This is a genomic window from Paraburkholderia sp. BR10923, assembly GCF_040948765.1.
In the GTDB taxonomy this organism is placed as follows: Bacteria; Pseudomonadota; Gammaproteobacteria; order Burkholderiales; family Burkholderiaceae; genus Paraburkholderia; species Paraburkholderia youngii.
Genome location: NZ_JBFPKO010000010.1, coordinates 75,567 through 94,974 on the forward strand (window position 1 = coordinate 75,567; position 19,408 = coordinate 94,974).

Below are 19,408 nucleotides of genomic sequence, written 5' to 3' on the forward strand. Positions count from 1 at the left end.
AAAGAAAGTTTCCATACCTTGATTAGTTCTGCCAGCGTCGCTCACTGGCATGGAGCTCGGATGAGTACCAACGACCAGGAAATGCAGATGCTCGCAAGTCGTCCGCCCCAGACTGGACAGGCGTTCGACTATCTGCCGATCGGACTATTTGGATCGGTCATGGGTCTGGTTGGACTCGCTGTTGCGTGGCGCGCTGCTTCGCAGATGTATGGCGTGCCGGGTTCGATCGCTGATGGCATCGGAGCTGTCGCCGTCGCGGTCTTCGTCTCGCTGGTTCTTGGATATGGTTGGAAATGCCTGACTGCCTGGCACGCGGTGAAGACGGAGTTTGGGCATCCGATTGCCGGCTGTCTGTTCGGAACGGTAGCAATCAGTCTTCTGCTGCTGCCAATCGTTCTGGTACGTGTAAGCCATGAACTTGCGTTCGGCATGTGGGTATTGGGTGCCGTCGGCATGGTGTTTTTAGCGTGGCTCATCGTCAGCCGATGGATAAGTCGCCGCCAGCAGTTGCCCCACGCTACTCCTGTGTGGATTATTCCGGTTGTTGGCATGCTCGACCTGCCATTGGCGATGCCCGCGCTCGGTCTACCAGCCACTTCGGAACTCGGCGTATTCGCACTCGCGGTTGGGCTATTCTTCGCCGTGCCAATCTTTACGCTGATCTTTGCGCGATTGTTGTTCGAGGACCCAATGCCGGACGGCTTGCGACCGACATTGATGATTCTCGTTGCGCCGTTTGCCGTCGGCTACTCGGCCTACATCGCGGTGACCGGTAGCCATGATCTGTTCGCGGAAGCACTCTACATGCTGACTTTGTTTTTCCTCGCGGTGCTGTTTGGACAAATGCGCTATCTTGCAGCCTGCTGTCCCTTTCGTCTTGCATGGTGGGCTGTCAGCTTCCCTCTCTCAGCGTCGGCGATCTGCTCTCTCAGAGTTGCAAGAGAGAGCCCCGGTCGTATCACCAATAGCATCGCCTTGCTTCTACTTTGTATCGCCAGCCTTGCTATTCTTGGTATCTTCCTGAGGACTTTGAAGGGGTTACTCTCTGGCGAATTGCGCACCTTGAGCACCTAGACATTGCGTATGCAGGGAACATGCAGTATCTATTTAGAGGAAGGGCGAATGCACCAAGCCGACCCCCTTCCGCCGTTGACCATTTCATGATCAAACGGCCGCAATAACGCGCACATCGGGCATTGGGAAAGGCACCGCGGGAGAAAGCTACGACACCGCCCTTGCGCCGATGCTTTCCATTACCGCGATGGCATGATCGATGTGCACCTTGGTATGTGCAGCATTCATCATGAAACGCAGTCGTGCTTGTCCGAGTGGCACGGCCGGAAACTGGACTGAGTCGACGTGGACACCTTCTTCACGCAGCACCTTGACGTAACGCGCGCACAGTTCCGTCTCGCCGATCAGCACGGGGACGATTGCCGTCTCGGTCGACAACAGCTGGTATCCGAGCGGGCGTATACGATCGATGAAATAACGCTGGTTGTCCCACAGTTTTTGCCGCCGTTGCGGCTCTTCGGCCAACAGGTCGAGCGCAGCAAGTAGGGCGCTAGCCTGGTCCGGCGGCGGCGGGCAGGTAAAACCATAGGCGGAACTAGTAAGCCGGATCACGTCGGCCATATCGCGATCGACTGCCACGAACCCCCCAATGGCGCCAAAGGCCTTGCTCAACGTGCCCATCTGGATGATATGGGGGCTGTAGCAACCGAAATGTTCCGAGGTGCCCCCGCCATGCTCGCCTAGTACGCCGGTAGCATGCGCATCATCGATATACAGGATGGCGCCATAGCGCTCGGCCAGCGCCACCAGGTCCGGCAGGGGGGTAATCGTCCCTTCCATGCTGAACACGCCGTCGCTGACGATGATTGGTGTGGTGCGGTCCCCCTTCTGCAGGAGCGACTCCAGATGATTCAGGTCGCGGTGTCGGTAGGTGTGCCGCAGTGCGCCGGACATCTGGATGCCTTCCCGAATGCTGACGTGATTGAACTCATCCGAGTAGTAAGCATATTTCCGGCGAGTCTTGGGGCGGTAGCCGTGTAAGCGCGCCAGCGTAGCGGCTTTGACCAGCGTCGAGAGCACGCCGAGATTGGTCATGTAGCCGGTCACGAACAGTACTGCGTCACTTTTGTGCTTGAGTGCACCCAGGCGTGCCTCGAGTTCGCGGTAGACCTCTAGATCGCCGCCCAGAAGGCGCGACTCGCAGTTACCGACGCCATAGCGATCGAGTCCCTGCTTGGCGGCAGTCACCAATCGGGGATGATTCGCCAGTGCCAGATAATTGTTCGAGCTGAACGAAACGAATTGACGCCCATTTGAAATGAAGGTGGGATCCGGCAGTGTTGCGTGAACGTCAGATACGTGGTGAATAGTGTGGCTCTCCAGCCATTGGGCGATTTCGCTTAAGTCATGCATGATATTTTTCGTTTCGGCGCCGCCGCAGATCGTGCGTGTGCGCACAGACGCGCGGCGCCTCGTCGTTGTCGCTGAGGCGGGTGGTCTCTGCTTACGCGCGGCGGCAACGTTAGTCGTGCGCCTTGTATTGTAGTCGTCGACGGGACAGGCGTCGCGATATGCCGGGAGGCGCGCGTATTGTAAACAGAATTTCCTACAGAATATTACGGCATAAACCCGCAGGCACGGTGCCTAGGGAAGATGGGCGGTTGTGCAGATGAGCAAGTGAAAAGACGGAGGCAAAGCAGCAAGCCCTGCCTTAGCCGGGCAGTTTCGCCCACCGTCGCGCGAATTCATCGCATCATCCAGGCGCCTGGCCACTTCGAGCATCCCGTTTGGGCCGCCTTGCTCTAACAGGGCCGAGGATGTCGAACCATCAATCGCCATAGCCACCCAAAATTCCCACCGCCTCGGACCACTCCGCGGTTTCCTCCCTCGAGGCTTATCCTTCGCCCGCCCGCAGGCGCCGCGGCACGCTCACAGCCATGTGAATAAGGGCAGGCATCGAATAACCCTGAACGCTTATCGCCTCTCGGGTCAAAAAAAACGGGCTTCAGGATAAACGGAAGCTTCTCATCGATCTCGGCTCAGGCTCCGTCGTCCCCCGCGCGGGCGGCCTGGACCGGCACTGGCGCAATACAAGGAGAAGCCGCTCGGGCAAAGCGCATTGACAGGTCAGCTTCGGCCGACGGGCGGCTTCTTCTGAGTTTGAACTCGTACGGCGGTTCCGCAAAGGCTCAGAAGAACAGTAGCGCGCGCAGTTCGATGCTTCGGCGTGGCTGCGCATCAGGCGGCGAGTACGGATCATCGAACGCCGTGTGTGCAGTCAGCCGCGCGACATCGTCGCCCGCCGAATCGTAGATTTTCAGCAGCAGCACTTCGTCCGGCGACATCAGCGGAAAGTAGTACCAGCGGTGCCGCGGGTTGAACACGAACGCATACGTCTCGCCGACCTTGTCGCGATAGATGAGGTCCGACGGCACGAGGTCATTGAGCGAGATACTGCGCGAATCGCACAGTGCGAGCGGAGACGACTCGACTCTCCCTCCGATCGGCCGCCACAGATTGACGATCGCGACGCGGCCTTTCAGCAGATCTTCCGCCTCATGCGGTGGAAGATGATCGCGCACGCGGCGCGGGCCCGACAGGAAAGTCTGATCGTTGTGGATGAACTTGACGGGTTCGCGCACCCCGTCGGCCCGCTCGGTCCGGCCATCGCGCAGCGTGTGATCGAAAATCAAGGTGCGCTTTGCGCCCGTCGCCCGTTTGAGCAGCGTTTCAGACTCCGGGTAATAAACGCGTTCGATCGCCGTCGGGTCGGAAAAATCGTTCAATGCACTTGCGTGATGGTGTAATTCGAAGCCGTTACGATCGAGCGACAAACCACCCGGCGGCGGCGCTATGCGCGCGTTGCTGACATTCACGCGCTGCGTCCGGTAGACGCCGCTACGCAACGGCGCACCATCGGGCGGCTCGTACGCATAGGTGGCGGGCTTTTCGCCGTTCGCAACCAGATAGTTCAACGCGGCCTCGACGACGGCCGGCTGCTCGATAACAATATCGTTCATTGCCTGCGCTCCATAACAGAGATTCGACACGCACCATTCACTCAGGCGCGAATTCTCCCAGTGCATGAAACATGTCTAGCGTGTATCCCAGATTGAAGTACCCTGCGCGCGCGTAATTCGCAATGCGTTCGAGCCGTTCCGGGTCGTTGCCGACGGCAGCATGCGGGCTTTCTTCTGGGGCTGCTGCGTGACTGGAGCCGATATCCGTGCGCTGCCGGACCACCGCAAATCGGCGGAAGATGGCGTGACCCATCGACATGGTGCGCCCTCCTGTTCGTTACGTTCATTGAATCTAGTCACCCAAAAGCGCTTTCACAAACAAGCATTTATGCAATGCTTTTTAGCGTGGCGTGCACTTAGGCAGCGGCACTCAAGGACGGACCCGGTCGGAATAGATCGAGCCTGGGCGGTCGGGCGCCTAAGCCGACAACAGGCGACGAACTCGCGGCACGACTTCTTCCGCGAAGCTGCGCATATCCGCCTCGAACGGTTGGAACTGAAGCATGAACAGTTCGATACCCGCGCGATGAAACGCCGCGATGCGCTGCGCGACCGTGTCGTAATCGCGGACGAGTCCCGCTGCTGTGCCGCCGTTCGATCCGACTCGAGCCGATCGCGCAAAAGTTTGAATCATGACCACGTTCGGATCGATGTTCGCCTTGTGACGCTCGCGCAGCGGCTTGTCGAGTTCGGCCAGCTCGAGCGCTCGACGCCAAAGCGCGCTGCGGGACAACATGCGCATCCTATATGTTTATCTGAATTTACTATTTAGCGCCCGCATAACGCAGTGTTAGCCTCGACGGGTTCGTCCACTGACGCGCGTTCATCGCCGCGTCTGTTGCGGCATGCATTTCTCCATCGAAACGGATTTCCGCAAGGAGCTAACATGAGCGTCGAATTCATCGGCATGATCCAACAGCGCAAGGTATCGGAAACGCATCTTCCACAAGGCCCCGCTATCGACACCGACTATGTGCGCGCCTTCGCGCAGGCGCACGAGAACGCCGGCTTCGATCGCATCCTGGTTCCGCACAGTTCGACGAGCCCCGATGCGACGATCACGATCGCTTACGCGGCGAGCGTGACATCGAAGGTGCATTTCATGCTCGCACATCGTCCGGGGTTTGTTGCGCCGACACTCGCGGCCCGGCAAATCGCCACGCTCGATCACTTCTCAGGCGGACGGCTCGCCGTGCATTTCATCTCCGGCGGCAGCGACGAGGATCAACGGCGCGACGGCGACTTCCTGGGTCACGACGACCGTTACGCACGCACCGACGAATATCTGCAGATTCTGCGTCGCATGTGGACGGAAGATCAGCCGTTCGATCACGAAGGCCGCTTTTACCGCGTGGAAAAAGCCTTCTCCGAGGTCAAGCCGAAGCAATCGCCGCATGTGCCGATCTATTTCGGCGGCGCATCCGAGCCAGCACTGGCCGTCGCTGGCAAGCACGCCGATGTCTACGCGCTGTGGGGCGAATCGAAACAGCAGGTCCACGAACAGGTGACGCGCGTGCGGGCCGAAGCAGCGAAGCATGGCCGCAGCGTGCGCTTCTCCGTGTCGTTCCGCCCGATTCTCGCCGCGACGGAAAAGGCCGCATGGGAGCGCGCAGAACACATCCTCGAAGAGACGCGTCGCCTGCGTGTCGAACAGGGCTTCTCGCGCGGCGGTCCGCAACAGAGCGAAGGGGCGCGCCGCCTGCTCGCTGCATCAGGTGAAGGCGTGCGCGCGGACGAGCGTCTCTGGACCGCCGTGGCGAAAGAAATCGGCGGACGCTCGAATTCGACGGCACTTGTCGGCACGCCTGCTCAGGTTGCACAGACGCTTGCCGAATATCATGAACTCGGCGTCACGACCTTCCTGATTCGCGGCTTCGATCCCTTGGAAGACGCCATCGACTATGGCCGCGAACTGATTCCCGCGACCCGCGAACTTACGTCCCGCGCACGCCGCGCCGCCTGACAGGAGCGATCATGAGCACCGCACTCGCCGATCAACCGTCGCTCGCGCGGCGCGACACCCCCGTGCGCAAGTTCTGGTTCGACGATGAACATGAACCTCAGCGCTCGCTTGCCGAAGAACGTCTGCATCGCCAGCAACGTCTCGCGGGCGCGTTTCGACTGTTCGCACGATATGGCTTCGCGCAAGGGCTCGCGGGGCATATCACCGCGCGCGATCCCGAATGGACCGATCACTTCTGGGTCAATCCGTTGGGCCGGCACTTCGGCCGCATGCGCGTGTCGGATCTGCTGTTGGTGAATCGCCACGGCGAGATCGTCGTCGGCGATGGGCCCGTGAATCAGGCTGCATTTGCGATTCATGCGGCGATTCACGAGGCACACCCCGATGTCGTCGCGGCCGCTCATACGCATTCGCTGTATGGCAAGGCATGGTCGACGCTCGGCCGCAAGCTCGATCCGTTGACACAGGACTCTTGCGCGTTCTACCAGGACCACGCCCTGTTTGATGATTTTCGCGGCGTCGTGCTCGATACGACGGAAGGCGCGCGCATCGCGGATGCGCTCGGCTCTCGCAAGGCCGTGATCCTGAAGAATCATGGCATCCTGACAGCGGGTCCGACAGTCGAAGCGGCTGCATGGTGGTACATCGCGCTCGACAACGCGTGTCATGCGCAACTGCTCGCGGAAGCGGCGGGCACGCCGCAGCCGATCCCTCACGATATGGCAGATCTCACGCATCAGCAGGTCGGCCGCGCAAACGGTGCGCGTCATGCATTCGACAGCCTGTATGAAGGGCTGATCGAAAGCGAACGGGAGTTGCTCGACTGATGGCCATTCACAAACTGCGGCACTTCGTCGGAGAGATTGCAGAACTCGTCGATGCCGGCGTCGATGAAGCCGGGCTGCTCCATCGGGGCGCGCTTGCGCTGCGCGAACTGATCCGCGTTGACGACTGGCTGCCCGATGCCTACGCGCAGCCGTCCCTCGAACGCTACCAGCAATTTCTGCTCTACGCCGATGCGCGGCAACGCTTCAGCGTCGTCAGCTTCGTGTGGGGCCCGGGCCAGCAGACGCCGATTCACGATCACACCGTGTGGGGACTCATCGGTGTGCTGCGCGGCGCGGAACTTGCGGCACCCTATGCGCGCAACAACGACGGCGCGCTACGCGCGGCGGGTGCCGAAGTGCGTCTCGAAGCGGGCGATGTCGAAGCGGTGTCGCCCGCCATCGGCGACATTCATCGCGTGCGCAATGCGTACGACGACCGCACGTCCGTCAGCATCCACGTTTATGGTGCCAACATCGGCGCGGTGCGCCGCTCCACCTATCCGCCAGGCGAGCGGCCCAAGCCCTTTATTTCAGGCTACTCGAACGACACACTCCCCAACCTGTGGGATCTCAGCAAGGAACCGCATCTTTCATGACGTCATATCCCGTCCGCACATCTGAAGACGTGCGTGAAGCGCTGCTCGCGCGCCGCGAAATCGCGCTGCTCGATGTCCGCGAAGAAGACCCGCACGCGCAGGCTCATCCGCTCTTCGCCGCGAACCTTCCGTTGTCGAAGATCGAACTCGATGCGTACACACGCTTGCCGCGCCGCGACGTACCGATCGTGCTGTTCGATGCAGGCGAAGGACTTGCGACGCGCGCCGCGGACAAGCTCACGTCCCTCGGATACACACAGATCGCGCTGCTGGCGGGTGGACTCGACGGATGGATTCGCGCCGGCGGCGAAGTGTTTCGCGACGTCAACGTGCCGAGCAAGGCTTTCGGCGAATTCGTCGAAGCCCAGCGGCATACGCCTTCGCTTTCCGCCGAGGCGGTCGGAGCCTTGCTTGGAAACGGTGACGACGTCGTCGTGCTCGACGCGCGCCGCTTCGACGAATATCAGACGATGAACATTCCCGGCAGCATCAGCGTGCCCGGCGCGGAACTCGTGCTGCGCGCGCGGGCGCTCGCGCCGGACCCTAAGACGCGTGTGATCGTCAATTGCGCGGGGCGCACACGCAGCATCATCGGCACGCAATCGCTGGTCAATGCAGGGCTGCCGAATCCCGTCGCGGCGCTGCGCAACGGCACTATCGGCTGGACGCTCGCGGGGCAGACGCTGGAGCACGGCAGCAGCCGTCGGTTCGACGCCGAGGCTGGTCTCGATCAGACGAACCTCGATGCATCGCGCACCGCAGCGCGCGCGCTCGCCGACCGCGCGGGCGTCCAACGCACGACGCTCGATGAAGCCGCTCGCTGGGCGTCCGATCCGTCGCGCACCACGTATCGCTTCGATGTGCGTACGCCAGCCGAATACGAACGCGCGCATGCACCGGGGTTTCAGGGCGCGCCGGGCGGCCAGCTCGTGCAGGAGACGGACATGTTCGCGCCCGTGCGCGGCGCGCGCGTGGTGCTGTTCGACGATGACGGAGTACGCGCCAACATGACGGCCTCGTGGCTCGCGCAGATGAACATCGACGTCTATGTAATCGATGATGCTGCCGACCAGGATCTGACGGACAGCGGCGCCTGGCGCGGCGCAAAACCCGAGCCCGCGCATACACCTACCCTGTCCGCCGAAGAACTCGCCGCGCTGCTCGCCGATCCATCGAGCCGCACCGTGGTGATCGACGTTACGTCGAGCGCGAACCACGTGAAGGCGCATATTCCGGGTGCGCACTGGATCGTGCGTTCGCGCCTGTCGAACGATGTCGACGATCTTCGCGCGCTGCCCGACGCGAAACGTTATGTCGTCACCTGCGCGACCAACGCGCTCGCACCGTTCGCCGCACCCGAAGTCGCCTCGTTAACAGGTAAGCCCGTACATGTGCTGGAGGGCGGCACATCGGCGTGGATACGTGCGGGCTTTCTGACCGAATCGGGAGAGTCCCGGCTCGCTTCGCCGCGTATCGATCGCTATCGTCGTCCGTATGAAGGCACCGACAACGCGCACGAAGCGATGAACGCCTATCTGGAATGGGAATACGGCCTCGTCGCGCAACTCGATCGCGACGGCACGCATGGCTTTTTCGTGGTCTGATCGGGGATCAGGCGGCGCGCGACAGACGTGCCGCCTTGAAGCTTTGTTCGACGCTTTCCGCGAGCACGCCGAGCGCTGACTGCATCTTGCCCAACGCGCTCGAACGTACTATCCACACCGCAATTTCTGGTTTGAACTCGGCGATCTGAATCACGTCGAGCTGCGCGGCATGCGCGCTATTGCGCAGCAGCGGCAGCGGAACCAGCCCCAGGCCAACGCCATCTGCGACGAGCCCGAGCTGCAATTCGGTGCCGAGCGTTTCGAGGTTGAGCTTTAACGTGTAGCCTTGTGACGCGAGCGCCTGCTGCAAACCCGCGCGAAAACCGCAGCCATCGGGATTCAGCACCCAGCCATAGGATTGGCATTCCGCCAGCGTATGCGCGCGCTTCTTCAGGCTGCCCTTTTGCGCGACTACAGCCAGCTTCAGTTCGCCAAGCGTTTCGCCCGTTAGCGTATCGGGCAACGTACGGTTGGCCGGCAGCAGCACGATCGCGGCATCCAGCTCTCCTTCATCGACTCTCTGTAGCAGCGGATTGCCCCATCCAGTCGACACGCGCGCCTGCAACTCGGGATGCGCACCGCGCAGCGCATGGAGAGCCTTCAGCATGGCCACATCGGCGACCGTCTGCGCGACGCCGAGTCGCAACACGCCCGCGAGTGGTGCGTCGTCCGAGACCAGATGCCTGAGCGCGTCCACCTCGCGCACGATGGCACGGCATTGCTCGAAAACAACGCGGCCCATCGGCGTCGTCTTCAGCGGTTTCGTATTGCGATCGAGAAGCTCGACGCCGAGCGCCTCTTCGAAGTTCTGGATGCGGCGCGTGACGGCAGGTTGCGTCAGCGCGAGAGAGTCGGCGGCCTGACTCAGCGACTGGCTGCGCACGACGGCAACGAAGGCCTCGATTTCATCGAGTTTCATGGCTGGTCTTGTCTTCAAATGAAGTATTGATAGAGCGACACTAGCCTGCAACCGCCCGTACGCTCAAGCGGTATTTCCAGCTTTCCGTTTTCCTCTCACGCATATTAGCAAAGAAGAACAATGCGTTTGTCTTATAGAACCTGCGATCGTATCGTGTGTTTTTATCCAACCACCTCATGCTGCGCTCCTCATGCCCTTCCTTCTCAAGCGATTTCTGCAAAGATTTTCCGGCCTTCTGATTTGCGCGATCGTCGCGAGCGCATCGCCTGCCGCGCTGGCGGACACGACGCTTAAAGTCGGCGACCAGCAGTTGCAGACGCGCGGCATACTCGAAGCGTCAGGCCAGTTGAAGGACGTGCCGTACAAGATCGAATGGTTCAACTTCCCTGCTGCGCAACCGCTAGGAGAGGCGCTCAATGCGGGGGCAATCGATGTCGGCGGGCTCGGCGATGCGCCGCTGATCTTCGCGTACGCGGCGGGCGCCCGAGTGCGTGCAGTAGCCGCAACGCGCTCGACGCCGACCGATCTCGCGATCATCGTGCCTGACGCATCACCGATCAGAACGGCCGCCGATCTCAAGGGCAAGCGCATCGCGACCACGCGCGGCTCGATCGGCCATTACCTCGCGATTGCAACGCTCGAACGCGCGGGCATCAAGCTCTCGGATGTGTCGCTGCGCTTCATGCAGCCCGCCGACGCAAAAGCTGCGCTCGCGTCCGGTAACGTCGACGCGTGGTCCACGTGGGATCCGTATGTCGCGCTTGCCGAGCAGCGCGATCACGATCGCAGCATCGCGAATGGCGTCAATCTGTCTTCTGGCCTTAGCTTCCAGGCTGCGACGGAAACGTCCATCAAGGACAAGCATGCCGAAATCGCCGATTTCCTCAAGCGCGTCGCGGCCGGTCAGCGCTGGGCGCTCTCGCATCCGGACGAAGTGGCCGCGATGCAATCGAAAGTGACGGGCTTGCCGCCCGAAGTGTTGATGACCGTCTATCAGCGCGCGCAACTGCATCCCGTCGTCATCGACGATGGCCTCATCGCCGAACAGCAAAAGACGGCCGATCTCTATCACCGTGCGGATGTGATCAAGACACCGCTCGATGTCACGAAGAGTTTCGATCGGCAATTTCCGCTTACCGCACAGTGAACCGACCGACCATGACCAGGCGTCAACCCGAAGGCGCGCTTGCCGATGTGGAGCGCGACGCCGATGCGCTTCAGGCGCTCTCCGACCTCGACAGTCCGCAAGCCGATGCGTGGCTCGCCGCGCTGACAACCGAATTCGGCGCAGGCGCCGCCGCGCTCGACGCCGGCCCGATCTTCCCGCATGAGAACCTCGCCCGTCTGCGTCGCGCGGGTCTGCTTTCGCTGACCGTGCCGCGTGCGCTCGGCGGACGCGAGGCCACACTTGCACAAGCGCTCAAGGTGATTCGCGCGGTAGCGCGCGGCGAACCTTCGACGGCGCTGATTCTCGTGATGCAGTGTCTCTATCATCTGCGTTTGCAGGCCAATCCGAACTGGCCGATAGCGCTGAAAGAACGCATTGCGCGCGATGCCGTCGAACGCGGCGCGCTGATCAACTCGTTGCGCGTCGAGCCCGAACTCGGCTCGCCGTCGCGTGGCGGCCTGCCCGCCACGGTTGGCCGCAGCGAAGGCGATCACTGGATACTGAACGGCCGCAAGCTGTATTCGACGGGCAGTCCCGGCCTGACCTGGTTCGCCGTGTGGGGACGCACGGACGAAGCGGCACCGCGAGTCGGCACGTGGCTCGTTCATCGCGACACGCCCGGTATCCGTTTTGGCGAGCCGTGGAATCATCTCGGCATGCGTGCGACGGGCAGCCATGAAGTGATCTTCGATAACGTACGCGTACCGTTCGAGCAGGCCGTCGATCTTCAACCGCCCGGCCCGACCAACGGCATGGACCCGGTGACGAGCCTGTGGATGAACGTGTTGCTGCCATCGATCTACGACGGCATCGCACGTTCCGCGCGCGACTGGTTCGTGCAGTGGGCGGCGCAACGCGTGCCTTCGGGACTGAACGCCCCGCTATCGACGCTCGACAGTTTTCAGCAGACGGTGGGGCGCATCGATGCGCTACTGTTCAACAACCGCGTTCTGCTCGATGCAGGCGCAGCCGGCCAGATCGGCACGGTCGAAGCGCCGACCATCAAGTATCTCGTCAGCCAGCACGCTATCGATGCCGTCGAACTCGCACTCGAAGCGAGCAGCAATCCTGGCCTCAGTCGCAACAACGCACTGGAGCGCCACTACCGCGACGTGCTGTGCGCGCGCATTCACACACCGCAGAACGACACCGTGCTCGGCAATCTGGGCCGCGCCGCATTCACCACCACTTCACCCACGAGGAGCGAACCCAGATGAGCGTCGAATTCATCGGCTATGTGAGCCATCAGGAAGCGAGCGAGATTCATTTGCCGAAAGGACCCGCCGTCAATCCGCCGTACATTGCCGCCGTGGCGCAAGCGCATGAATATGGCGGCTTCGACCGTGTGCTGATTGCGCATTCGAGCGCGTCGCCCGACGGCTTTCAGATCGCCTCGTTCGTCGCGCAACAGACAAAGCGCCTCGGCATCCTGCTCGCGCATCGTCCGGGCTTCGTCGCACCGACACTCGCGGCACGTCAGCTTGCTACGCTCGATCATTTCAGCGGGGGACGCACGGCCGTCCATATCATTTCGGGCGGCGACGACGTCGAGCAGCAGCGCGACGGCGATTTTCTGTCGCACGACGAGCGCTATCGGCGCACGGACGAATATCTCGACGTCGTCAGGCGTTCATGGACGAGTGAAACACCGTTCGATCACGAAGGCGCCTACTATCGTGTCGCGGGTCACAAGTCGCAGATCCGTCCGTTGCAGCAGCCGCATTTGCCCGTGTACTTCGGCGGCTCGTCGGACGCCGCAATCGAGGTCGCGGGCAAGCATGCCGATGTGTATGCGCTGTGGGGCGAATCGCTCGCCGCCGTCGAAGAAACGATAGCGAAGGTGCGCCAGTCTGCTGCGCGCCATGGACGGGAAAAGCTCATCCGCTTCAGCCTGTCGCTTCGCCCGATCATCGCCGCGACGGAAGAGGCCGCATGGGCGCGCGCCGAGTCGATTCTGGAGCGTGCGAAGGGTGTCGTCGCTGCGTCGCCGAATTTCACGCGCAGGCCAAAGGAGCCGAAGAATGTCGGCGCATTGCGATTGCTCGCTGAGGCGGACAAGGGAAGCGTGGTCGACACGCGTCTGTGGACGGGAATCACTGCACTCACGCGGGCAGCGGGAAATTCGACGTCGCTTGTCGGCACACCGCAACAGGTTTCCGACGAGCTGGTCGAATATCACAAACTTGGAGTAACGACCTTCCTCATTCGTGGATTTGATCCGCTCGAGGATGCATTGGCCTACGGGCGTGATCTACTGCCGCTCGTACGCAACGCGGTCGCAGAGAGCAACCGGACGCGAGAAGCCCTTCCCGCTTAGCTCATTTTCCGCACTCTCCGCAAACGCAGCGCGCCGAAGCCGGCGCGCTGCGCTCCTCCATCAAGCCAATACGTCGGCAAACACCCGCGTAGCAAACCGGTCCGAGTTCGCCCCCGAATTCAACACGCCTACGGATTTCAGATCGTCGGCGTACAGCGAGATCTCTTTCTTGAAGGCATCGCCCACGGGATGATGGTGATCCGTGTGGCTCTTCAACATCTCCGTCAGTTGCGCGACGTTCGCGCCAGGCGCATTCGGCGCGAAGATCGCCGCGGCCTCGGCGGGATGATTCGCGGTCCATTCGGTGGCTTCCAGCAAGGCCTGCGTCAGCGCCTGAGCCGTCGCGCGGTCCTTGCGGACGAGGGAGCCACGAACGCCCAGCACACAACACACGCGGTTCGCATACTCGCCGCACAGGTTGTTCGACACTTCCTGCAGATGATCGGCCTCGCGCAATGTCCAGATGGTCGGATCGCCATCGGCGATTGCGTGCACTTCACCCTTCTTCAGCGCTTCACCCAGCAGCGGCGCCGGATACTGGCGCCAGTGCACGTCGTTGTCGGGATCGACGCCGATCTTCTTCAGCGAGACCGCGAAGAAGTTCTTTGCCGGGCTCGCCATGTCGCTCACGCCGACAGTGCGGCCCTTCAACCCTTGCAGATCGACGATGCCCGATGCGCGCGTCGCGAGCAGGCGCATGCAGCCGCCGTGGATGCCCGCCGTCAGCTTGACATCGAATCCCTGCTCCAACGGCTTGATCCAGCGCAGCGCCATGCCGACACCCGCGTCGGATTTCCCCGTAGCGATCGCTTCGAGCAGCTGGTCGGTCGAACCCGCGAAGTTGATCAGTTCGACCTGCAAGCCATGCTTGCGGAAAAACCCCTGCTGCACGGCGACGGGCACGGGCGCCGTGCAGATGGCGCCCGCATTCCATGAGAGTTTGAGCGGTTTCAATGCTTCGTCGGCGGATGCGCGCACGCCGGGCAGTCCGAACGTCGCGCCGCCGAGCGCCGCAGCGCCCATTGTCCATGCCGTGTTGCGCAGCCAGGTGCGGCGCGCGGCGTTCGATGGTGTGTTGTCGCCTGAATGCTTCATCGCGTGATTTCCCCTAAGTAATGGTGTTTTGGTTACGCGCCGCTCAGGTGTCGAGGCCGAGCAGCCCCAGCACTTCGCGGCGCAACCTGACGAGATCGGGGTCGTCGCGATGGCGCGGATACGGCGCGTCGTTGCGCACTTGCGAGACGATGCGCGCCGGGCGTTCGCTCAGCACGATCACCCGGTTCGCGACATACAGCGCTTCTTCGACGTCGTGCGTGACGAGCAGCATCGAAAAGTTTTCGGCCTGCCAGAGACGTACCAACTCGGCCTGCATCCGGATGCGCGTCAACGAGTCGAGCTTGCCGAACGGTTCGTCGAGCACGAGAAGTTGCGGATCGTTGACGAGAGCGCGTGCGAGCGCCGCGCGCTGCGCCATCCCTCCCGAGAGCTGATGCGGAAAGGCTTTCGCGAACGCCGACAGGCCCACGAGTTCGAGCGCGGCATCGATACGCTTTGCCGCATCGCGCCGCGCACCCTGAGCCTGCGGACCGAGCGCCACGTTGTCCCGCACCGTACGCCACGGAAACAGCGTCGGGTCCTGGAACACGACCACACGCGACGGATCGGGTCCTGTGACGGTTTCACCGTCCGCATGAATGACGCCTTGCGCGGGTGCATCGAGACCCGCCACGAGCCGCAGCAAGGTGGACTTCCCGCAACCGCTCGGTCCGAGCAGCGCGACAAATTCGCCGGGTTCGATTGTCAGACTGATGTCGTCGAGCACGGGCAGCGCTTCACCGCGCAGCGCAAACCGATGTGTGACGTTGCGCACGTCGATGCGCGCGCCCTGCTTCGCGTGAGACGTGTGAGACAAAGAAGCGGCTACCATTTCAGCATTCCTTTTTGCCAGATGAGCAATCGGTCACGAACGCGGAACAGCAAGGTGATCAGGCCGGAACACATCAACGCCATCACCAGCAGCGCGGCGTACATGTTCGGATAGGCAGCCCACCCCTGCGCCCATTGCAGATACCAGCCGAGTCCCGCTTTCACGCCCATCATCTCCGCGACGATCAACACGGCGAACGAGGCACCAAGTCCCATGAACAGCCCGACGAAAACAAGCGGCAACGCAGCGGGAATCGCAACGCGCAGGATCAGAAACGACGGCTTCGCGCCGAGCGTGCGCGCCACGTCGTAGAACGCGGAATTGACGCTCGCGACGCCCGACCACGTGAGCACCGCAACGGGAAACGCCGTCGCCAGCGCGATCAGGAACACGCTCGCGCTGAAACTCGACGGAAAGAAGAAGAACGCAAGCGGCAGCCAGGCAGCAGCCGGCAGCGGACCGATCAGCCGCAGCACAGGATGCAGCCAGTAGCCGACTGCCTTCGACCAGCCGATGCTCACGCCGATCACGAAACCCGTCAGCGCGCCCAGCACGTAGCCATATGCGAGCAATTCGAACGAATGTGCGACGCTCGCTGCGAGGCGTGGGAGGTCGTCGGCAAAAACGGCGATCAACGCTTGAGGCGGCGCAAAGAATGGCCGCGGCAGCCATTCGAGTTGCGCGGTGACGACTTCCCATGCGGTCAATCCGATGGATAGCGCGAGCAGCCACGGCGCACCGTTGAGCCATGCTTCGACGCGCGCGCTTCGGGTCTTGCTCGTACGCCAACCCGCGATGCCTATGGCAAGCGACAATGCCGCCAACAGCAGCTTCAGAATCGACAGCTCGCGTGTATAAGGCCAGTCGTCAAGCGCGGGCCACCATCGTGTGACGGCCGCGCCGCCGAGCCAGCCGAGCGCGGCCACCAACGCGACCAGGCGTTTGCCGTGCTCGCGTGCGTCGCGCTTGTCCTCTTCTGCGACACCAGCAAGCTCAAGCGTTTGTGTTTGCGTGGACATGTCATCGTGCTCCGTCGATCAATCCAGGTTTATGCGCTGGCAAGATGCGTCTCCGAGATCGCGCGCACGTCGATGCGGCGCGGCAGGATCGCATCCTGATGCGCACGATCCGCGACTTTTTGCAGTGCTGCGATATCGGCGTCGGTGACGAAATGCTGCTTGAGCGACGCGCGCTGCGTGATCTGCCTGGCGGCATCGAGCGGCGAGCGTGTGAGCGTCGCGTAGATTTGCGCGTAGGCGTCGGGATTCGCGAGCGCCCAGTCGCCCGCACGTTGATAGCGAACGAGCACGTCAGCGATAGCGGCACGCTTGCGCGGATCAGTCAGCGATGCGCCCGAAGCGGTGATAAAGCCCAATCCGCTATTGATGCCCGAGCCGTCGCGTAGGATGCGGCCGCCACGTTGCACAGCGATGCCGTAGTACGGATCAAAGGTCGCCCACACTTCGATCGCGCCGGATGCGAAGGCCGCAAATGCATCTACGGGTAGGATGAAGCGCACCGTCACGTCGTCTTTCGTGAGTCCGGCTTCCGCGAGTGCACCGTATAGCTGAAACTGCGAAATGCTGCCGCGTGCCGACGAAACGAACACCGTGCGGCCTTTCAGATCCGCGATGGTGCGGATGGTCGATTTCGGTGCCACCAGAATGCCGAGTTGAGCGCCCGAACCGATGCGCGTCGCCACGATCTTCAGCGTCGGGTCGCCGACGGCAGCCGCCAGCACTGGCAGGTCGCCCGCTGGCGCGAGATCGACGGAGCCCGCGCGCTGCGCTTCGAACAACGGCGCGGCGCCCTGGAAGTTGGCCCATCGGAACGCGTAGGGCGCACCGTCGAGTACCTTCGCCGCTTCGACGAGCGCGCGCGTGCCGCCCGCCTGATCGCCGAGCACGATGGTTACATCGTCTGCCGCACGGGCGTTACGTGCGCCTGTCAACGCACTCGCCATTGCAAGCGGCGCGGCGGCAAGCGAACGCAGCACACGTCGGCGCGAATGCACCGACGTTGATAAAGACGTTGGAACAGAGGCGGTCATAAGTCCTCGCTGTGCATATTACGCACAGCGTAACGACGACTGTCCGCCTTGAGAATTATTCAATTTCGATATGTTTATATCGACTCAATATTTATCGTTTGCATTTTCTTCGGGGTATGCGGGCTTGGTGGAAATCAATCGACGTTCACCGTCTACCGACTGCGCGTCCCGGTCCGACTGTGGCCTGAAGGCCGACGTTTTTACGAGCGCAGTAAGCAGGTGCTCGAAGAATATGCTGATGCCATCGCCGACGTGCGCGGGCAAACGCAGCGACCGGTCGGCAGATTGGCAATCAGCGCGCCGATGGGCCTTGGTGAACTGTCCAAGGCACTGCGTAGTGTCAGGCATGGCAGAGAAGCGTTCGCGGAGCGGCAACCGGCCCGCTCCTGAAAGCGGATGGAAGCCGCTCACCAGACGGGGTTCTCGTCGCCGCGTCGCCCGAGCGAAACGGCCCGTATAGCAGCTTAACTGCACTCGGAAGACGTACCGAGCCGAATTTGTACGGTGAAGCGCAGCGCGCCGGGGCCCTCATTTACCGTCAACTTTGCGTGTTACAACTTACGGCAACAAATTCACCGAATAGCTTCCAAACGGAAGGTTTGTGGTTTCTTCCACACAACAAACATTGTGGAGTTCAGCAATTAATGTCGCTGTTTTCCAACCAATTCTTGTCGTTTTAGGCTCCAAAACCGACCTCAGAAGAGGTGCAAAGTAGCCAAGGCCAAGCAATTCGTGTCGCGTTGATACGCGGACGCTTAGAAAATCGATGGACTGGCCCTAACTCGAACACTGTCGGCTCGTGGCACTTGAGCCACGCGCTCGCATAGACAACGAGGGCAAAGCTCGCCGCGTGACGTTCCGGAAAGCCATACTCCCCGAAGCCCTGGTATCTGCGCGAAAATCTGCTCGGCGAACTGCTGGTCATAGCCGCGCTCGAGCATGCCGTTGACGATTTTCTCGTGATAGGCCTTACGTCTCCACGCCGCCATCATGGCCGGCGCAGCTGGTCCGCTTCCCCAGCAGTGGAGCCGGCGGCCAACGTTGCGACCGGCATCACCTCACCGATCAGCTTCCGACGTGCGCTGCACTTCGTCAAAAGGATGCAGTTCAGCGGCTATGGGGGCGCCCGCCTGTTTGATTGTGAAAAACTGAACAACGGTCATTCGAATCTCCATTTTTGTCGAACCATCGCCAGCCAATCTAGTTGTCCCCGCTCTTGATCGAACACGTGTCCGGCGCGGCCCGCGGGTCAGAGCCCTGCACATCAACGGTTTTAGCCACAACACTGTCGTGCTGTATACCAATACTATGTTTACGATACTCTTCGATTCTCTGTATGCCGCTCTAGCAAAGAGACTTTCGTGGAGGTGTCATGCAAAAATTGAAAATTGCGCTGGCTACTATACTTTGGGGGCTGCTCATCGGCTGTTCTCAAAAGCCCATTGAAGATAAGACTGGACCTGAGATCGCGGCTCTTAACCAGCAGGTTGAGGAGTTAAACAAACAGCTCCAACTCATGCAGCAAATCCAGAATAAATTGCAAACTCGTCTCGGTACGCTCGAGTTCTGGCATGACGTCGAAAACGATAGCTCTGCTATGCTCGACCCTGCATCAAAGTCGTATGGCGTGGCTAAAACCAATCTGGGGAACCTGCTAGTTTCCGTCGACAACATCACCCCTTACGGTGATGGCTATAAGCTCAGGTTGATGGTGGGGAATCCGAACATGGTTACTTACGACGGCGCTAAGCTAAAGGTTCAATGGGCGGAGAAGCCACGATGGGGTGATGCTAGTTTCGATAGCACAAAGTGGAATGCTTCGATCCAGTCAAAGGAAATCGACGTCGTTAATGAACTCCTACCGGGAGCTTTGAACCCGGTAGAAGTAGTGATTTCTCCCGCGACTGCAGCTCAGACGGATTACCTAACGCTTACGGCAACTCTGGACAAGTTAAGCCTACGTCGAACCAATCCTTGAGGACAAACTCGATCTCGCCTCATCA

General features: G+C 61.3%; 18 protein-coding genes and 3 pseudogenes. 11 read left to right on the forward strand and 10 right to left on the reverse strand.

The window, feature by feature from the left end; translation table 11 throughout:
* Positions 1–60 precede the first annotated feature (60 nt).
* Complete coding sequence (locus AB3X94_RS20395) at positions 61–1,074, forward strand: SLAC1 anion channel family protein (RefSeq protein ID WP_217709894.1); 1,014 nt, start codon at positions 61–63, stop codon at positions 1,072–1,074.
* Positions 1,075–1,221: 147 nt separating this feature from the next.
* On the opposite strand, the gene AB3X94_RS20400 is transcribed toward AB3X94_RS20395, so the two are convergent.
* Positions 1,222–2,427, reverse strand: a complete 1,206-nt coding sequence (locus tag AB3X94_RS20400) for an aminotransferase class I/II-fold pyridoxal phosphate-dependent enzyme (RefSeq protein WP_176107310.1) — start codon at positions 2,425–2,427, stop codon at positions 1,222–1,224.
* A 611-nt stretch (positions 2,428–3,038) separates the two neighbouring features.
* Between AB3X94_RS20400 and AB3X94_RS20405 the strand changes: the two are divergent.
* A pseudogene (locus AB3X94_RS20405) lies at positions 3,039–3,172 on the forward strand (acyl-CoA dehydrogenase); the annotation flags it as partial.
* A 31-nt stretch (positions 3,173–3,203) separates the two neighbouring features.
* On the opposite strand, the gene AB3X94_RS20410 reads toward AB3X94_RS20405, so the two are convergent.
* The 3 genes and pseudogenes from AB3X94_RS20410 to AB3X94_RS20420 form a co-directional block, all read right to left on the reverse strand.
* Positions 3,204–4,034, reverse strand: a complete 831-nt coding sequence (locus tag AB3X94_RS20410) for a CmcJ/NvfI family oxidoreductase (protein WP_368612507.1) — start codon at positions 4,032–4,034, stop codon at positions 3,204–3,206.
* 37 nt (positions 4,035–4,071) lie between these two features.
* On the reverse strand, positions 4,072–4,293 hold the full coding sequence (locus tag AB3X94_RS20415; RefSeq protein ID WP_368612508.1) for a hypothetical protein: 222 nt from the start codon (positions 4,291–4,293) through the stop codon (positions 4,072–4,074).
* Positions 4,294–4,452: 159 nt separating this feature from the next.
* A pseudogene (locus AB3X94_RS20420) lies at positions 4,453–4,731 on the reverse strand (alkanesulfonate monooxygenase); the annotation flags it as partial.
* 189 nt (positions 4,732–4,920) lie between these two features.
* Here AB3X94_RS20420 and AB3X94_RS20425 point away from each other — a divergent pair.
* Genes AB3X94_RS20425 through AB3X94_RS20440 form a run of 4 tightly spaced genes read left to right on the forward strand, consistent with a single transcriptional unit; the run spans position 4,921 to position 9,024 of the window.
* Complete coding sequence (locus tag AB3X94_RS20425; protein WP_176107308.1) at positions 4,921–5,997, forward strand: LLM class flavin-dependent oxidoreductase; 1,077 nt, start codon at positions 4,921–4,923, stop codon at positions 5,995–5,997.
* Positions 5,998–6,008: 11 nt separating this feature from the next.
* Complete coding sequence (locus AB3X94_RS20430; protein WP_368612509.1) at positions 6,009–6,824, forward strand: class II aldolase/adducin family protein; 816 nt, start codon at positions 6,009–6,011, stop codon at positions 6,822–6,824.
* Positions 6,824–7,420, forward strand: coding sequence for a cysteine dioxygenase (locus AB3X94_RS20435; protein WP_176125213.1), 597 nt, complete (start codon positions 6,824–6,826; stop codon positions 7,418–7,420). Before AB3X94_RS20430 ends, AB3X94_RS20435 begins: the two co-directional genes overlap by 1 nt.
* A complete protein-coding gene (locus AB3X94_RS20440; RefSeq protein WP_176107305.1) occupies positions 7,417–9,024 on the forward strand; it encodes a rhodanese-related sulfurtransferase in 1,608 nt (535 codons plus the stop codon). Before AB3X94_RS20435 ends, AB3X94_RS20440 begins: the two co-directional genes overlap by 4 nt.
* Before the next feature lie 7 nt (positions 9,025–9,031).
* Here AB3X94_RS20440 and AB3X94_RS20445 read toward each other — a convergent pair whose 3' ends face one another.
* Complete coding sequence (locus tag AB3X94_RS20445) at positions 9,032–9,943, reverse strand: LysR substrate-binding domain-containing protein (RefSeq protein WP_368612510.1); 912 nt, start codon at positions 9,941–9,943, stop codon at positions 9,032–9,034.
* Positions 9,944–10,133: 190 nt separating this feature from the next.
* Between AB3X94_RS20445 and AB3X94_RS20450 the strand changes: the two genes are divergently transcribed.
* The 3 genes from AB3X94_RS20450 to AB3X94_RS20460 are packed head-to-tail and all read left to right on the forward strand — an operon-like array spanning position 10,134 to position 13,428.
* Entirely contained in the window at positions 10,134–11,090 is a 957-nt protein-coding gene (locus tag AB3X94_RS20450) for an ABC transporter substrate-binding protein (protein WP_368612511.1), read from the forward strand.
* Between the two features lie 11 nt (positions 11,091–11,101).
* A complete protein-coding gene (locus AB3X94_RS20455; protein ID WP_368612512.1) occupies positions 11,102–12,328 on the forward strand; it encodes an acyl-CoA dehydrogenase family protein in 1,227 nt (408 codons plus the stop codon).
* Positions 12,325–13,428, forward strand: coding sequence for an LLM class flavin-dependent oxidoreductase (locus AB3X94_RS20460; RefSeq protein ID WP_368612513.1), 1,104 nt, complete (start codon positions 12,325–12,327; stop codon positions 13,426–13,428). The genes AB3X94_RS20455 and AB3X94_RS20460 overlap by 4 nt, the downstream gene beginning before the upstream one ends.
* Before the next feature lie 60 nt (positions 13,429–13,488).
* Here the strand turns inward: AB3X94_RS20460 and AB3X94_RS20465 are convergent, their stop codons facing one another.
* Genes AB3X94_RS20465 through AB3X94_RS20480 form a run of 4 tightly spaced genes read right to left on the reverse strand, consistent with a single transcriptional unit; the run spans position 13,489 to position 17,405 of the window.
* Complete coding sequence (locus tag AB3X94_RS20465) at positions 13,489–14,523, reverse strand: ABC transporter substrate-binding protein (RefSeq protein ID WP_368612514.1); 1,035 nt, start codon at positions 14,521–14,523, stop codon at positions 13,489–13,491.
* Between the two features lie 43 nt (positions 14,524–14,566).
* A complete protein-coding gene (locus AB3X94_RS20470) occupies positions 14,567–15,355 on the reverse strand; it encodes an ABC transporter ATP-binding protein (protein ID WP_368612515.1) in 789 nt (262 codons plus the stop codon).
* Positions 15,349–16,374 (reverse strand): ABC transporter permease, encoded by a 1,026-nt coding sequence (locus AB3X94_RS20475; RefSeq protein ID WP_368612516.1) that lies wholly within the window; start codon positions 16,372–16,374, stop codon positions 15,349–15,351. The genes AB3X94_RS20470 and AB3X94_RS20475 overlap by 7 nt, the downstream gene beginning before the upstream one ends.
* Positions 16,375–16,403: 29 nt before the next feature.
* Positions 16,404–17,405, reverse strand: coding sequence for an ABC transporter substrate-binding protein (locus tag AB3X94_RS20480; protein WP_368612517.1), 1,002 nt, complete (start codon positions 17,403–17,405; stop codon positions 16,404–16,406).
* A 48-nt stretch (positions 17,406–17,453) separates the two neighbouring features.
* Between AB3X94_RS20480 and AB3X94_RS20485 the strand changes: the two genes are divergently transcribed.
* On the forward strand, positions 17,454–17,795 hold the full coding sequence (locus tag AB3X94_RS20485) for a hypothetical protein (protein WP_368612518.1): 342 nt from the start codon (positions 17,454–17,456) through the stop codon (positions 17,793–17,795).
* Between the two features lie 394 nt (positions 17,796–18,189).
* On the opposite strand, the pseudogene AB3X94_RS20490 reads toward AB3X94_RS20485, so the two are convergent.
* Positions 18,190–18,465, reverse strand: a pseudogene (locus AB3X94_RS20490) (hypothetical protein); the annotation flags it as partial.
* Positions 18,466–18,777: 312 nt separating this feature from the next.
* Here AB3X94_RS20490 and AB3X94_RS20495 point away from each other — a divergent pair.
* Complete coding sequence (locus AB3X94_RS20495; RefSeq protein ID WP_368612519.1) at positions 18,778–19,383, forward strand: hypothetical protein; 606 nt, start codon at positions 18,778–18,780, stop codon at positions 19,381–19,383.
* The last annotated feature ends 25 nt before the right edge of the window (positions 19,384–19,408 follow it).

What these genes read in the sequence shown, in the direction of transcription:
- AB3X94_RS20395 (WP_217709894.1), top strand. Translation starts at nt 61, where the DNA reads ATGAGTACCAACGACCAGGAAATGCAGATGCTCGCAAGTCGTCCGCCC.
- AB3X94_RS20400 (WP_176107310.1), bottom strand. Translation starts at nt 2,427, where the DNA reads ATGCATGACTTAAGCGAAATCGCCCAATGGCTGGAGAGCCACACTATT.
- AB3X94_RS20410 (WP_368612507.1), bottom strand. Translation starts at nt 4,034, where the DNA reads ATGAACGATATTGTTATCGAGCAGCCGGCCGTCGTCGAGGCCGCGTTG.
- AB3X94_RS20415 (WP_368612508.1), bottom strand. Translation starts at nt 4,293, where the DNA reads ATGTCGATGGGTCACGCCATCTTCCGCCGATTTGCGGTGGTCCGGCAG.
- AB3X94_RS20425 (WP_176107308.1), top strand. Translation starts at nt 4,921, where the DNA reads ATGAGCGTCGAATTCATCGGCATGATCCAACAGCGCAAGGTATCGGAA.
- AB3X94_RS20430 (WP_368612509.1), top strand. Translation starts at nt 6,009, where the DNA reads ATGAGCACCGCACTCGCCGATCAACCGTCGCTCGCGCGGCGCGACACC.
- AB3X94_RS20435 (WP_176125213.1), top strand. Translation starts at nt 6,824, where the DNA reads ATGGCCATTCACAAACTGCGGCACTTCGTCGGAGAGATTGCAGAACTC.
- AB3X94_RS20440 (WP_176107305.1), top strand. Translation starts at nt 7,417, where the DNA reads ATGACGTCATATCCCGTCCGCACATCTGAAGACGTGCGTGAAGCGCTG.
- AB3X94_RS20445 (WP_368612510.1), bottom strand. Translation starts at nt 9,943, where the DNA reads ATGAAACTCGATGAAATCGAGGCCTTCGTTGCCGTCGTGCGCAGCCAG.
- AB3X94_RS20450 (WP_368612511.1), top strand. Translation starts at nt 10,134, where the DNA reads ATGCCCTTCCTTCTCAAGCGATTTCTGCAAAGATTTTCCGGCCTTCTG.
- AB3X94_RS20455 (WP_368612512.1), top strand. Translation starts at nt 11,102, where the DNA reads ATGACCAGGCGTCAACCCGAAGGCGCGCTTGCCGATGTGGAGCGCGAC.
- AB3X94_RS20460 (WP_368612513.1), top strand. Translation starts at nt 12,325, where the DNA reads ATGAGCGTCGAATTCATCGGCTATGTGAGCCATCAGGAAGCGAGCGAG.
- AB3X94_RS20465 (WP_368612514.1), bottom strand. Translation starts at nt 14,523, where the DNA reads ATGAAGCATTCAGGCGACAACACACCATCGAACGCCGCGCGCCGCACC.
- AB3X94_RS20470 (WP_368612515.1), bottom strand. Translation starts at nt 15,355, where the DNA reads ATGGTAGCCGCTTCTTTGTCTCACACGTCTCACGCGAAGCAGGGCGCG.
- AB3X94_RS20475 (WP_368612516.1), bottom strand. Translation starts at nt 16,374, where the DNA reads ATGTCCACGCAAACACAAACGCTTGAGCTTGCTGGTGTCGCAGAAGAG.
- AB3X94_RS20480 (WP_368612517.1), bottom strand. Translation starts at nt 17,405, where the DNA reads ATGACCGCCTCTGTTCCAACGTCTTTATCAACGTCGGTGCATTCGCGC.
- AB3X94_RS20495 (WP_368612519.1), top strand. Translation starts at nt 18,778, where the DNA reads ATGCAAAAATTGAAAATTGCGCTGGCTACTATACTTTGGGGGCTGCTC.